13 protein-coding genes are annotated in these 14,935 nt (G+C 39.4%); 8 read left to right on the forward strand and 5 right to left on the reverse strand.

The window, feature by feature from the left end; translation table 11 throughout:
• Positions 1-29: 29 nt before the first annotated feature.
• Genes SP60_RS01180 through SP60_RS01195 form a run of 4 tightly spaced genes read right to left on the reverse strand, consistent with a single transcriptional unit; the run spans position 30 to position 5,637 of the window.
• Positions 30-1,478 carry a TrkH family potassium uptake protein gene (locus SP60_RS01180; protein WP_053950904.1) on the reverse strand — a complete coding sequence of 483 codons (1,449 nt, stop codon included), beginning with the start codon at positions 1,476-1,478 and terminating at the stop codon, positions 30-32.
• 13 nt (positions 1,479-1,491) lie between these two features.
• Positions 1,492-2,865 carry a Trk system potassium transporter TrkA gene (gene trkA / locus SP60_RS01185; RefSeq protein ID WP_053950905.1) on the reverse strand — a complete coding sequence of 458 codons (1,374 nt, stop codon included), beginning with the start codon at positions 2,863-2,865 and terminating at the stop codon, positions 1,492-1,494.
• A 2-nt stretch (positions 2,866-2,867) separates the two neighbouring features.
• Positions 2,868-3,455 (reverse strand): response regulator, encoded by a 588-nt coding sequence (locus SP60_RS01190; RefSeq protein WP_053952177.1) that lies wholly within the window; start codon positions 3,453-3,455, stop codon positions 2,868-2,870.
• A 22-nt stretch (positions 3,456-3,477) separates the two neighbouring features.
• The gene (locus tag SP60_RS01195; RefSeq protein WP_053950906.1) at positions 3,478-5,637 is read right to left on the reverse strand and encodes a sensor histidine kinase; all 2,160 of its coding nucleotides are present in this window, start codon (positions 5,635-5,637) and stop codon (positions 3,478-3,480) included.
• Positions 5,638-5,724: 87 nt separating this feature from the next.
• Between SP60_RS01195 and SP60_RS01200 the strand changes: the two genes are divergently transcribed.
• The 8 genes from SP60_RS01200 (at position 5,725) to SP60_RS01235 (ending at position 14,129) form a co-directional block, all read left to right on the forward strand.
• Complete coding sequence (locus tag SP60_RS01200) at positions 5,725-6,768, forward strand: ribonuclease D (protein WP_053950907.1); 1,044 nt, start codon at positions 5,725-5,727, stop codon at positions 6,766-6,768.
• Complete coding sequence (gene ppa / locus SP60_RS01205; RefSeq protein ID WP_053950908.1) at positions 6,752-7,282, forward strand: inorganic diphosphatase; 531 nt, start codon at positions 6,752-6,754, stop codon at positions 7,280-7,282. The genes SP60_RS01200 and ppa overlap by 17 nt, the downstream gene beginning before the upstream one ends.
• A gap of 3 nt (positions 7,283-7,285) precedes the next feature.
• Entirely contained in the window at positions 7,286-7,861 is a 576-nt protein-coding gene (gene rsmD / locus SP60_RS01210) for a 16S rRNA (guanine(966)-N(2))-methyltransferase RsmD (protein ID WP_053950909.1), read from the forward strand.
• Between the two features lie 25 nt (positions 7,862-7,886).
• Positions 7,887-8,366, forward strand: a complete 480-nt coding sequence (coaD, locus tag SP60_RS01215; protein ID WP_053950910.1) for a pantetheine-phosphate adenylyltransferase — start codon at positions 7,887-7,889, stop codon at positions 8,364-8,366.
• Positions 8,367-8,443: 77 nt separating this feature from the next.
• On the forward strand, positions 8,444-10,351 hold the full coding sequence (gene dnaK, locus SP60_RS01220; RefSeq protein WP_053950911.1) for a molecular chaperone DnaK: 1,908 nt from the start codon (positions 8,444-8,446) through the stop codon (positions 10,349-10,351).
• An 82-nt stretch (positions 10,352-10,433) separates the two neighbouring features.
• Positions 10,434-11,546 carry a molecular chaperone DnaJ gene (dnaJ, locus tag SP60_RS01225; protein ID WP_053950912.1) on the forward strand — a complete coding sequence of 371 codons (1,113 nt, stop codon included), beginning with the start codon at positions 10,434-10,436 and terminating at the stop codon, positions 11,544-11,546.
• Between the two features lie 19 nt (positions 11,547-11,565).
• Positions 11,566-12,846, forward strand: a complete 1,281-nt coding sequence (eno, locus tag SP60_RS01230) for a phosphopyruvate hydratase (RefSeq protein WP_053950913.1) — start codon at positions 11,566-11,568, stop codon at positions 12,844-12,846.
• A gap of 35 nt (positions 12,847-12,881) precedes the next feature.
• Entirely contained in the window at positions 12,882-14,129 is a 1,248-nt protein-coding gene (locus SP60_RS01235; protein WP_053950914.1) for an HlyC/CorC family transporter, read from the forward strand.
• On the opposite strand, the gene asd is transcribed toward SP60_RS01235, so the two are convergent.
• Positions 14,121-14,933: an archaetidylserine decarboxylase gene (asd, locus tag SP60_RS01240; RefSeq protein WP_417903486.1), complete on the reverse strand. Its 813-nt coding sequence runs from the start codon at positions 14,931-14,933 to the stop codon at positions 14,121-14,123. The genes SP60_RS01235 and asd overlap by 9 nt on opposite strands.
• Positions 14,934-14,935 lie beyond the last annotated feature (2 nt).

Below are 14,935 nucleotides of genomic sequence, written 5' to 3' on the forward strand. Positions count from 1 at the left end.
AAATCACAGAATTTTTGAAGAAGGTTTAACTAAAAACGCCAAAAAGCTTTATGCAATAATGCCATTAACGTTAATATTTCTAAACGCCCTAATAGCATTGAAAAACTCAAAATCCATTTGGCACTTTCACTAATAGCGCCATAATTTTCAGCCACATCGCCCAAACCTGGGCCCAAATTATTCATACTAGCGGCAGTTGCTGAAAAACTCGTTACTTGATCCATGCCAGTGAACATTAAAGCGACCATGATCACAATAAAAGCAATAACATACAATGAGAAAAAACCCCACACTGATACCAATGTACTTTCTGCAACACTACGCTGATTGAGCTTGATGTTGATTTGTGCATTTGGATGAATAAACTTTTTAATCTCTTTCATGGCTAGCTTAAACATGAGTAGCACTCTTACCACCTTAATACCACCACCTGTTGAGCCTGCGCAAGCGCCAATAAAACTAGCAAAAATCAATAATACTGGCAGCATCAGCGGCCAAAGTGCGAAATTAGTCGAGGCAAATCCGGTGGTGGTTGCCATTGAAATACTCTGAAAAATACCGTATCTAAACGCCCCTTCTGCCGTTTGATAATGCCCGGTATTCCACAAATAAAGGGCAACAAAAAAAGTGAGAATACCCAGTGTTAATAAATAAGCTTTAAATTCAGAATCTTTAAAAAATTCTAAAATATTTTTCTTGCGCCAGACAAAGAAATGCAGAGAAAAATTAATACCTGCTAAAAACATAAATACAATAGCGACTGACTCAATCATGACAGAATCAAAATAGCCAATGGATAAATCGTGCGTGGAAAAACCACCAATCGCAACAGTGGAATAACTATGACTAATAGCATCAAAAATACTCATGCCTGCTAAATAATAAGCCAGCGCACAAGCGAGGGTAAAGCTCAAATAAATCTTCCATAGCGCCTTAGCGGTTTGAGTTAGTTTTGGCGTCAGTCGATCTTTTGAAATGCCGCTAGACTCTGCATGATAGAGCTCCATACCGCCCACACCCAGCATCGGCAAAATAGCCACTGCCAAGACAATAATACCCATGCCACCTAACCACTGCAGTTGCTGGCGATAATACAAAATAGCCATTGGCAGATCATCAAGACCCGATAAAACCGTTGCACCTGTTGTGGTTAAGCCTGACATAGACTCAAAAAATGCATCTGAGAAAGTCATACGCAAAGATTCTGAGAGTAAAAATGGCGTGGTAGCAAACAAAGACAAAACAAACCAAAAACTTACAACCACCAAAACGCCTTCACGAATTCTAAAATCCTTAGTAGAATTTCTAAACGGCAAATAAAGCACTAATCCGCTGATTAGCGTTAATGCAAAAGCGGCTAAAAATGAAGATGTCTCTTGTTGCTGATAAATACTATCCACAATAATAGGGGGCAGCTGGGTTAAGCTAAATACCATTAGCAACAAGCCAATCGTTTTAAAAACAATACTAAATTGCATAAATTATCCTAATTTAATCTAAATAACCTGCGAACATTTTCTCAACCTCATGGATCTTATTAACATCTGTTAACACCAGGAGGACATGATCACCCTCTTCAATGACTAATTTCCTTGAGCCCATAATAACTTCACTATCTCGCACAATAGAGCCAACCACTACACCATCTGGCAGGTTAATTTCTTCAATCGCTCTACCCACTACCTCTGAATGCTCTTTATCGCCATGAACAATCACTTCAATAGCTTCCGACTTACCTTGGCGTAGAGAGTGAACCATCATTGTATCTCCCTTGCGAATATGTGCCAAAATACCACTGGTGGTAATTTGGTCTGGTGAAATAACCATATCTACATCTTCACTTTGTTCAGCCAAATCTTCATAAACATTGCGCTTAACCAGGGCAATGGTTTTATGCGCACCAAGACGTTTAGCCAAAATAGACACAATAACATTAATTTCATCAGAGTCAGTTAAGGCCAAGAATAAATCAGTGTTTTCAATCCCCTCTTCCAATAATAATTCTTCATCAGACGCATTGCCTCGCAATACTAAAACGTCGTCTAATTCATCTGCAATCTTTTTAACCCGCTCTTGATTCATCTCAATGATTCGCACCCGGTGATTTGCTTCTAAATGCTTGGCCAAATTAAGCCCAATACGTCCACCACCTGCAATAATGATATTTTTATAAGCCTTATCCAGACGTCTAAATTCTTTTAGTACTTTAGAAACACTGCTTTTTTTCGTGACAAAATAGACTCGATCGCCGTCTTTAATAACCGTGTCTCCATAGGCTGGAATCGCTCGACCATTGCGATACAAACTCACAATACGCATATGAATCTTGGGTAGATGTTTATGCAACTCTTTAATTGGATTACCAACAATTGGCGTACCAGCATACGCGCGAGTTTCGACCAATTGCACCAATCCATTTTCAAATTCAAATACTTGCTCAGAACCCGGCTCTTCTACGACACGCTTAATATAGTTGGTTACTAACCCTTCTGGGGTAATCACAAAATCAATGGGTACAGCGTCGTCAGAAAACAACTCTTTGCGATGCAAATATTCTGCCGTACGTACGCGCGCAATTTTTTTGTCCACTTGATAGAGTGTATGCGCCATTTGACAGGCAAGCATATTACCCTCGTCAGATTTAGTTACTGCAATCACCATATCCATATGACGAATATCCGCCTCCTCTAAAATATTAGGGTAAGAGGCTTGACCGCAAATTGTTTTGATATCTAGGTGGCGCTGTAGATCTAGTAAATTATTATTATCTTTATCAATAATAGTAATATCGTTATCACTATCTTCACTTAAATATCGAGCCAATGTCGAGCCAACTTGTCCAGCACCTAAAATTAAAATTTTCATGATTAAGCCTTATTTTTATCGATCCCTAGATCTTTTAGTTTGCGATATAGCGTGGTTCGTTCCAACCCTGCTAATGCAGCAACTGCTGCAATATTGTAATTATTTTTTTGTAAATGATGATCAAAATATTCTTTTTCAAAAATATTTCTCGCCACTTTCAAAGGCGCATCAAAATCAATACCTGTAATACCATTGCTATTACCATTATTTTTGAAAACTTGTTCTGACAAAATTCTACGCACAAATGGCAAGATATCGTGCAAGGGTTTTTTCAAAAAATCAACTGCACCGAGTTTAATGGCTTTCACCACATCTTTATGCTCTGCATGGCCTGACATCATCACTATCGGCGTGGAAAAACCTGCCTGAATCCATTCTTCAAGCAATGACATGCCGTCTTGGCCTGGCATCCACACATCCATCATCACCAAATCAAAAGACTGCTCTTGAATGATGATCTTAGCCGCCTGCGCATTAGCAGCCAAACTCACCTGATAATTGACATCTTCTAAAGTGTCTTTCATGGTTTCTGCATTAATACTCTCATCGTCAATAATAAGAATTTTTCCAATAATATTTATCTCGTTCACGGCTCTATCCTTTTTTTTATGTTTATGCTTGATAATCAAATTCAATGGTAATTTTGGCACCTTGTGGCTTCACATTTGCAGCAAATATACGTCCGTCATGCTGCTCAACAATATTTTGCACAATGGCCATCCCTAAGCCGCTGCCCTTAACTTTTGTCGTCACATAAGGCTCGAAAACACGGTCTAGCACCTCTTCATCAAAGCCTTCGCCATTGTCGATTACACTGAGGCGCACCAAGCCCTCCTTTGGCAAATATTGGGTGACAATATTAACCTGTATAGCTTCATGAGGGGATGACTCCGCTGCATTTTTAACCAAATTAATCAACACTCTAGAAAGGCTAACCGAGTCTAATAACAACAAGGGAATATCTTTTGCTAAATCAAAAGTAACCTTCAAATCTTCTTGTTCGTCATATAAAGAAATTGACTGACTAACAATCTCATTTAAATTGCTGAGCTTGCGCTCAATTTGAGGCGTATTGGCATAATCGGCAAAAGCGCTGACCATCAGATCCATGGATTTCACTTGATCAATAATGGTATTGGTGGTTTTATCAATTACTTCCAAATCACGATCTTTTAAAGAATTCATAAAACGATTGCGTAGACGTTGCGCTGAAAGCAAGATCGGGGTTAATGGGTTTTTAATTTCGTGCGCCATACGCACCGCCACTTCGCCCCAAGCAGCTTTCTTTTGCGCACGGTTCAGCTTAGAAATGTCTTTAATAATAATCACGTAGCCCAAGGTTTTTCCTTGACTTTCAAGCTTAGCACCTTGGCATGATAATAATAAATGTCGATCTAATAAAGCCAACTCAAGACTCTCATTCCACTCGCTTTCCTGGGTTTTAAATTGATTAGCTGTTAAGGCAAATAAAGCCTCTAATTCTGGATATTTAGCACTAATTTTGGAACAGTTTCCACCCACAAACGACTGCTCGTCCTGAATATTAAACATTTTGCCAATAATCGGGTTAATGAGTCGAATGTCTTTGTTTTGATCTAAAGCGATAACGCCATACGAATATTTCAAAATAGTTTCTAAATAAAGATTATGTGTATCTAAACCCTCTTGTGAGGTTTTAATTTTTCGCGACATAATATTAAATTGATCAACCAATAAACGCACATCATCGCCATCTTTGCTTTGCTCAACACGCACGTTGTAATTACCTTTGGCCATTTCTCGCGTGGCAATTGAAAGATTATTAAGCGGCCTCATAAGCTTTTCAATCATCCTAAACACCAACATCAAGGCACTCAACACAGCCAGCAAAACCGTTGAAGAGAAATCAATCATAAAACGCTTTTGAGTGATTGAAGTGTTAAGGTCAAATTTAATACCTTTAGTACGCTTGGTAAAAGCACCAACTTGCAATAAGAAGTTTGAAAGCCCGGGGTCTGTTGCGTAAACCACATCAACTGAAGAAAAGTTTTTTTCTGGCGTCCTGGTCAAGTATCGAGTGGACATCTTAACTTGAGCAACATTCGTACCCGCATCCACAAAAATCATAACAGGCTGTATTGCAGGCAAAGGTTGGTCGTCTATCGCCATACAATTAGAAACGTCATCCGTTTTAGCAATAATTTCTGCTTGATCATTCAATAGGGCGATTTGACACGCCCAACCCTTGTCAATCAGCCCTTCTAGAAATGCTTGCATACTTATTTTATAAGTTTCTGAATCTTTCTTGAAATTACCAAATGAGGTAATTAGTGTCAATACACGTTTAGTTTGTTCGGTATAGCGCTCAACTCTAACTTGGTCTATACCTTCATATAAACCATCTACTTGTTGAATAAAGTTTTTGCTAAAACTATCAAAGGCGTTTTCAGAGTCAGCTACATTGTTTTGAATAGTTTGAAATGAAAACATATAAAACGACAAAACTGGCACAATCACCAGCATAGGAACAATTTTAATAAATGACCAAGTAAATTTTGAGCCGACAATATCGCTACCCATATCGCGCTTTAATCGGCGCACATCGGTATAAATATAGTAAGCTGCAGTCAAACTTAAAGCCACATTGTAACCAACTAAATATCCCCACCAAGTTTCGATTAACTCGGGGTTTAGACCCAAATAAAAGGTTCCTGAAATAGAGAGTAAGAAAACCGACGCCCAAAACCAAGCAGGGGGTGATTTGATAAAGTTTTTCTGTTGACGAATAGTCATTGACCTTGGTTTAAGTGATTGGTTAATTATTTGGAATTATCTCATAAATAAACCAGTCGTATCGTTACTTGTTGCTAAAATACAACAATGATTCAAACACAACAGCAATTAACTCACTTTCTCAACACCATTGAGACACAAACACATTTGGCCATTGATACCGAATTCAAACGTATTGATACTTTTTATCCTATTTTGTGCTTGGTGCAAATCGCCACCGAAAATGCAGTTGAGTGTATTGATATTTTGGCCATTGAAGATCTAGAACCTTTATTTAAAAAACTCTATCAAACAGACAGTGTCTGGATTGTGCACTCGGCTCGTCAAGATATTGAGGCTTTATATTATCTTTCCAAGCGTCTACCAACCCAGCTATTTGATACACAAATAGCAGCTCATTTTCTCAATCATCCCGCACAAATTTCTTATCAAAATCTCACTGAAATTCTTCAAGGTGTGATTTTGGACAAGGCTTATACACGCTTAGATTGGACCACTCGCCCTCTGCCTGAAGCAGCACTTGAATATGCCTTGGACGATGTGCGCTATTTGATCAAAAATTACGCGCAACTGAATGAGCAACTCACAACCGAGGACAAGCTTGATTGGCTTATGCAAGACGGTTTAGACTTATCTGATATTCGCCTATATTTGCCAAATTTGGAGCAAGCTTGGAAAAAAATAAAGGGCTTGTCGCGCTTACCAAAAAGCACGCATCAAAAAGCAGCACAACTGGCCGCTTGGCGAGAATCGCAAGCTATTGATCGTAATAAGCCCAGAAAATGGATCATGAGTGATGAGCAATTACTTGACTACAGTCTCAAAAAAACCAAGCTGTCTGACGCCAATCAATCACTTTTTAAGGATTTTTTATCGCAACAAATACAGCTTACACAAACACGTATTCAGGTTGAGGCACACCAAGCACCAAGCAAAAGTGAAAAACAACAAAAAAATGAGCTGCAAAAACTCATCAAAAAAATCGCAGTTCAGTATAATCTAGATGAAACTATCATCGCCAATGGTAAAACATTGATGAAATTTATTCGTGGTGATCAATCAGTTAGCTTTTTAACTGGTTGGCGCTATCATATTCTAAAAGAGGAGTTGGAAAATGCAAAACAGTCTTAAACCCGTATCAGCAGGTAACCTACCTGATGAAATCAATGTTATTATTGAAATCCCGGCAAATTCATCGCCAGTAAAGTACGAAATCGATAAAGAAACTGGCGCCATGTTTGTTGATCGCTTTATTTCTACACCGATGTTCTACCCATGTAACTACGGCTTTGTACCAGAAACTTTAGCCGATGATGGCGACCCAGCAGATGTTTTGGTGATCACCCCTTATCCTCTTATTCATGACTCAGTGATTACTGCTCGCCCAATTGGTGTTCTGCGTATGACTGACGAAGCTGGCAAAGATTCAAAAATCTTAGCTGTACCAACTGACAAGCTTTGCAAGTCATATCACGATATCCAAGGTATTGATGATGTGGGTGCAACGCTTAAAGATCAAATTGAGCATTTCTTTCGCTACTACAAAGATTTAGATGCTGGAAAATGGGTTGAAATTGATGGCTGGGGCGATGCAGATGAAGCAAAGGCTGAGTTGCAAGAATCCTTTGACGCTTACAAACCTTAGTCTTTGGCTCAAGCCACCAACCATTTTCAAATTATTGGTGGAGAGCATCGAGGCAGGAAATTCCCTTTCCCCGATGCACCAGGGCTAAGACCCACACCTAATAAAGTTCGAGAAACCTTATTTAACTGGATCCAGTTTGAATCGAGTGGTAAGGTTTTTTTAGATTTATTTACTGGCAGTGGTGCACTAAGTTTTGAAGCGCTTTCTCGAGGTGCTGAGCAAGTTATCAGTATTGAAAAGGATTTTAACGCTTTTCAGAATCTGGAAAAAAATCGGAAAAAACTAAAATCAGATAATTTACAGATTATTCATAGCGATGCTTTGGATTTTTTAAGCAAAAAACCCACCCAAATCTTCGATTTTGTCTTACTTGACCCGCCTTTTCACCAAAAAATACTCGAAAAAGTGCTAAAACAGCTCTCAATCGAAGGTTTTTTGACAACTGGATGCAAAATCTACCTAGAATCTGAGTTTGAAATAACCAATAATTTCTTAAATCAAGAAATTTCGCAAAAAATCAAAATCAACCAACAAAAACGCTCAGGACAAGTACACTACTGCCTAATTGAGGTATTATAAGTCTAAGCCACTACCAAACATACTCATGACAAAAAAAATCGCTATTTATCCAGGTTCATTCGATCCGATCACCAATGGTCATATTGATCTGATTAAGCGTGCCAGTAGATTATTTGATGAAGTTATTATTGGTATCACTCAAAATAGTAAAAAAACAGCCTTCATGAGTATTGATGAGCGTATCAGCTTATCTAGCGAAATTTTAAAAGAGATTGATAATGTCAAGGTTCTAAGTTTTGGTACTTTGCTGGTTGACTTTGCCCAAGCACAAAACGCGCAAGTTATTTTGCGGGGTTTGCGTGCTGTGAGTGATTTTGAGTATGAGTTCCAACTCTCAGGTATGAATAAGCATCTTAATGCCAATATCGAAACACTCTTTATGACACCGGCGGAGCAATACGCCAATATCTCTTCTTCGCTGGTTCGAGAGATTTTATCTCTCGGTGGCGATGTCAGTCATTTTGTCCCCAAAGCTGTTGAAACACTCCTAAAGACACGCCTGTAATTTTTTTATTCTTTTCTGCTTGAATTAGAAATACTCACCCCTATATAGGGTGTATATCAAATTACAAGGAGTAAAAAATGTCAAAGATTATCGGTATTGACTTAGGAACAACAAATTCATGTGTGGCCATTATGGATGGTGGCAACATTAAAATTATTGAAAATTCAGAGGGTGATCGTACCACCCCATCAATTGTTGCTTTCCCAAAAGATTCTGAAGAAGTTTTAGTGGGTCAATCAGCTAAACGTCAAGCAGTTACAAATCCTGAAAATACATTGTATGCAATTAAGCGTTTAATTGGTCGTCGTTTTGACGAAGATGCGGTACAAAAAGATATCGATCTTGTACCTTACAAAATCGTTAAGGCTGATAATGGCGACGCTTGGGTTGAAGTGAATGGCAACAAAATGGCTGCGCCTGAAATTTCAGCAAAAATTATCGGAAAGATGAAAAAAACGGCTGAAGACTATTTAGGTGAAACAGTAACTGAAGCAGTTATTACGGTTCCTGCCTACTTCAACGACTCACAACGTCAAGCGACAAAAGATGCGGGTAAGATTGCCGGTCTTAATGTTAAGCGTATTATCAACGAGCCAACAGCGGCAGCACTTGCTTACGGTGTTGACAAGCTAACTGGTGACAAAACTGTTGCTGTTTATGACTTAGGTGGTGGTACATTTGACGTTTCAATCATTGAAATGGAAGATATTGATGGTGAAAAACACTTTGAAGTGTTATCTACCAATGGTGATACATTCCTAGGTGGTGAAGATTTTGATCAGCGCATTATGGATTATTTAGTTGATGAATTTAATAAAGAGCAAGGCGTTAATCTTAAAAATGACCCAATGGCACTTCAGCGCTTAAAAGAAGCGGCAGAAAAAGCTAAGATTGAATTATCATCTTCTGAGCAAACAGAAGTTAACTTACCTTATGTAACGGCTGATGCTTCAGGTCCTAAGCACATGAATATTAAGATTACACGTGCTAAATTAGAATCATTGGTTGAAGACTTAATTAAGCGTTCAATTGATCCTTGTCAAACAGCATTAAATGACGCTGATCTTTCAGCAAGCGATATTGACGAAGTTATTATCGTTGGTGGCTCTACACGTATGCCAAAGGTACAAGAAAAGGTTAAAGAATTTTTCGGCAAAGAGCCTAAAAAAGACGTTAACCCTGATGAAGCCGTTGCTATGGGTGCTGCCATTCAGGCGGGTGTATTAGGTGGCGATGTTAAGGATGTATTACTACTAGACGTTACACCATTATCACTAGGTATTGAGACCATGGGCGGCGTTATGACTAAGCTTATTGAGAAGAATACAACTATTCCAACCAATGCATCTCAAACGTTCTCAACCGCAGCGGATAACCAATCTGCAGTAACTGTACACGTACTACAAGGTGAGCGTGAAATTGCAAGTGCTAATAAATCTCTAGGTCAATTCAACTTAGAAGGTATTGATGCGGCGCCTAAAGGCCAACCTCAAATTGAAGTCACTTTAGATATTGATTCAGATGGTATTTTGAATGTTTCTGCCAAAGATAAAACCACAGGCAAAGAGCAATCAATTACCATTAAAGCCTCAAGTGGCTTGAGTGATGAAGAAGTTGAAAATATGATTAAAGATGCTGAAGCACACGCAGATGAGGACAAGAAATTTCAAGAATTAGTTGCCTCTAAAAACATGGCTGACTCTTTAATCCATTCAACCAAGCAAACTCTGGAAGAGCTTAAAGAAGAAGTTTCTGAAGATGAAAAAACTTCAATTGAAGCGGCGATTACTGAGCTTGAAGAAGCGCTTAAAGGTGATGACAAAGAAGCGATTGATGCTAAATCACAAGCGTTAACAGAAAAAGCTCAGCCGCTTGCTGAAAAAGCACAAGCTAAAGCGGGCTCTGCAGAAGGCGCTTCTGAAGCAACAGACGCAGGTGATGACGTAGTTGATGCGGATTTTGAAGAAGTCAAAGACGACAAGTAGTCTTTAAGATTTAAATTAATCACTAACCTTCTTCAGATCTGAGTATTTGAAGAAGGTTTTTTAACTTTATAAAAAGGTAGTTATGTCACAAAGAGATTATTACGAAGTATTGGGCGTAGACAAAGGCGCAGATAATAAGCAAATTAAAAAAGCTTATAAGCGTTTAGCGATGAAGCATCACCCCGATCGAAATACAGACAATAAAGAAGCAGCTGAAGAAAAATTTAAAGAAATTCAAAAAGCCTATGCTATTTTGTCTGATGAACAGAAGCGCCAAGCCTATGATCAATTTGGCCATGCTGGTGTTGATGGTAGTGCTGGCGGTGGTTTCGGTAGTGGCGGTGGCGGCTTTGGCGGTGGCGGTTTCGGCGATATCTTTGGTGATATCTTTGGTGGTGGCGGTGGCCAGCAACAAGCTGACAATCGGGGCTCTGATTTACGCTACGACTTAGAGGTTGACTTAAAAGAAGCAGCTGAAGGTACTACCGTTAAGATCCGCATTCCTAAAAATGAAAAATGTGAACCTTGTTCTGGCACAGGCGCCAAGCCAGGCACCAGTGTTAAAACTTGTGGCACTTGTCATGGTGCTGGACAGGTGCAAATGCAGCAAGGATTTTTTGCGGTTCAGCGCCCTTGCCCGACTTGTTCTGGCACAGGGCAAAAAATCGAATCTCCTTGCGGCACATGTCGCGGTCAAGGCGTGGTGCGCAAGCAAAAAACACTATCTGTTAAAATTCCAGCAGGCGTTGATACCGGCAACCGCATTCGCCTGAGTGGCGAAGGTGAAGCCGGCGTTCGTGGCGGCCAAAGTGGCGATTTATACGTAGAAGTACACGTTAGGCCTCATGAAATTTTCCAGCGCGAAGGTGGTGATTTGTATTGTGAAGTGCCTATTGATTTTGTAACCGCCTCATTAGGCGGCTCGATTGAAGTGCCAACACTCAGTGGAAAGCTAAAAATCAAGATTCCAGCTGGCACTCAAACTGGCAAACAATTCAGACTAAGAGGCAAAGGTATTACAGCCATTCGCAGTAGTGGAGCAGGTGATTTAATTTGCCAAGTTAAACTTGAAACACCGATCAACCTAAATAAAAAGCAAAAGCAATTATTAGAAGAGTTTTCTGACTCATGTGGCAAGAAACATCACCCTGAGTCAGACTCATTTTTTGGTAAAATGAAATCATTCTTCGAATAAAAAAACAATAGGGATTATCGTGAAAATTAAGCAAATCAAAGCAAGAGAAATTCTGGACTCTAGAGGCAACCCAACCATTGAGGCAGATGTCATTCTTGACGATGGCACAATCGGTAGTGCCATGGTGCCAAGTGGCGCATCAACAGGTCAACGTGAAGCACTAGAATTACGCGATGGTGACAAATCTCGCTATTTAGGCAAAGGTGTACTAAAAGCGGTAGAATTTGTGAACACGGAAATTAACGAAACCCTTATTGGCTTTGGTATTGAAGATTTGAACAAGATTGATCAAGCGATGATTGATCTTGATGGCACAGAGACCAAATCAAGATTGGGCGCTAATGCAATTTTAGCGGTCTCTCTAGCTTCGGCTCATGCCAATGCAAACAGACAGCACAAACCTTTATATGACTCACTTGACCAAGGAGATAATTATCAACTGCCTGTACCAATGATGAATATCATCAACGGTGGCGAACATGCTAATAATAGCGTGGATATTCAAGAATTCATGATCATTCCTGCCGGCGCACCAAGCTTTAAAGAGGCTTTGCGTTACGGTGCTGAAGTATTCCATCACTTAAAATCGGTATTAGAAGCGCAAGGCATGAACACTGCTGTTGGCGATGAAGGTGGCTTTGCACCTGACCTTGCCTCTAACGAAGACGCTATTAAAGTTATTTTAGAAGCCATTGAGCTCGCTGGCTATGTCGCAGGTAAAGATATCTTTATTGGTATTGATGCGGCTAGCTCTGAATTTTACGAGAACGGCACTTACAATCTTGTATCTGAAAATAGATCGCTGACGTCACAAGAGTTTGTAGATTATTTAGCCAATTGGGTTGAAACCTATCCTATTATTTCGATCGAAGATGGTATGGACGAGAATGACTGGGAAGGCTGGGATTTACTCACTAAAAAAGTAGGCGCTCAAGTTCAGCTTGTTGGCGATGATTTATTTGTCACCAATAGTAAAATTCTTAAACAAGGTATTGACAATAATATTGCCAACTCAATTTTAATCAAAGTTAACCAGATTGGTACATTGAGCGAAACCTTCGCAGCTATGAATATGGCTGCAGAAGCAGGTTATACAGCTGTTATGTCGCATAGATCTGGTGAAACCGAAGATACAACTATTGCTGATCTAGCGGTTGCAACCGGCTGTGGGCAAATCAAAACTGGCTCTTTGTCGCGCTCAGATCGCTTGGCAAAATACAATCGCCTGTTACGCATTGAAGAAGAATTGGGTGCAAAAGCAACTTACCCAGGGCTTGATGCTTTTAAACATTTAAATTAAACTAGACTTTAATTTACTTAATACAGCATAACTGATTGGAATCACTTTCGACTTTTTGGCTAAGTATCTTGCTATTTGGCTTGATACTAGCTTCAGCCTTTTTCTCTTCTACTGAAACTTCGATGATGGCGATTAATCGTTATCGTCTCAAAGCTTTAAGTGTTACCAATAAAAATGCCAAAAGAACTGAGCATTTACTCAAAGATACTGACCACTTAATCGGCACAATTCTACTGGGTAACAACTTTGTCAATATTTTTGCCTCTAGTATTGCCACTATCTTAGCCATTAAACTCTGGGGTGAAGATTCGATTGTTTTAGCCTCACTCACCCTAACTTTTGTCATTCTGGTTTTTGCCGAAACCACACCAAAAACTTTTGCTGCCAAAAATCCTGAAAAAGTTGCCCTACCCGCCTCCATTATTATTCAATTCTTAATCCAATTGTTTAAGCCTTTTGTTTGGGTTATTGCGCAGATATCAACCCTAATCCTTAGATTATTTGGCATTCATGCAGGCCAACAAAATAATAATATCAGCTCTGAGGAGTTGCGTATGGTGGTTAGCGATGCCAAGCCTGTGATTGCTTCAAATTATCAAAAAATGCTGCTGAATATCATCGACTTAGAAAAAGTAAAAGTTGAAGACATTATGATTCCTAGGCACGAATTAATTAGCGTAGATATTAACAAGCCTGATGAGATTTTAAAACAACTTGAACGTATTCAGCATACTCGCCTACTGACTTATGACACTTCTAGTGACAATATTACCGGTGTTTTGCACATGCGTGATGTTGTGAATCTTTATGCTAAGGGAGAATTTAGCATGGAAAATGTTTTATCCTTGGTTCGCTCCCCCTATTTTGTCCCAGAAGGCACTTCTCTTGCACATCAACTTGAGCATTTTCAAACGCAAAAAAGACGCTTAGGCTTAATTGTTGATGAATACGGTGAGGTTCGTGGCCTGATTGTATTGGAAGATATCTTAGAAGAGATTGTTGGACAATTTACCTCAAACCAAAGTGAGCGTATTGATGAGATTAGCCTGCAAGAAGATGGTAGCTACCTAGTTGACCCAAGAATTAGTGTGCGCGAATTAAATACTTTGCTAAGCGTTCAACTACCAAGTGCTAAAGCTAAAACCTTAAACGGCCTTATTTTGGAAGAATTACAAACCATTCCAAAGCGAGATGTTAGCCTCAAGATTGGTGAAATTCTAGTAGAAATCTTACAAATTTCTGATCAAACTATTAAATTAGTCAAACTCACCAAACTAAACTAGCGACTGCCCCATTCGCACCACTTGTCCAGCGCTTAAATTTAATTTGTTATCTTGATTTGGCATCAGCATTACGATCGTTGACCCCATATTAAAACGCCCCATTTCCTCACCTTTTTTTAGCTCAATATTTTGATTGGTATAATCAAAATGCTGCAGCTGTTTTTGATAAGGCGGGTTAATCTGATCTGCCCAAACGGTTTGCATAGAGCCAACAAAAATAGCACCAACCAATATAAAGGCGCAGAGGCCGAATTCGGTTTGAAAATAGCAAACAACGCGCTCATTTCTAGCGAACAAATTATCAACCCCTTCAGCTGTCGCTTTGTTGACTGAGAACAAATCTCCAGGAATATAATCCATAGAAACCAGTTTGGCATCATAAGGCATATGAATACGATGATAATCTTTGGGCGATAGATAAATAGTGGCAAACAAACCTGACTCAAATTGTCCAGCGCGATAATCACCGCCTAATAGAGATGAAACCGTATAGTAACGATTTTTTGCCTGAAAGATAGTTGCATGACTAATCTCACCCGCTTGTGAAACTGCCCCATCAACAGGACAGATAATATCACTCGAGCCAATTTCGCGTGCTTGTGGCTTTAATGCGCGTGTAAAAAAATCATTAAAGTGTTGGTAATCTTCTACATTTTCACGCAATGCTTCAGATAAATTAACCTGGTAAGCTTTAACAAACCAATGGGTAAATTTATTTTTAAGCCAGACATTTTCAAGACGTGCAAAGCGAAACATAAGCTTTGATAACGCATGCTGGGGAATTAAATATTGCCACCAAGTCATCA

The organism is Candidatus Thioglobus autotrophicus (assembly GCF_001293165.1).
In the GTDB taxonomy this organism is placed as follows: Bacteria; Pseudomonadota; Gammaproteobacteria; order PS1; family Pseudothioglobaceae; genus Thioglobus_A; species Thioglobus_A autotrophicus.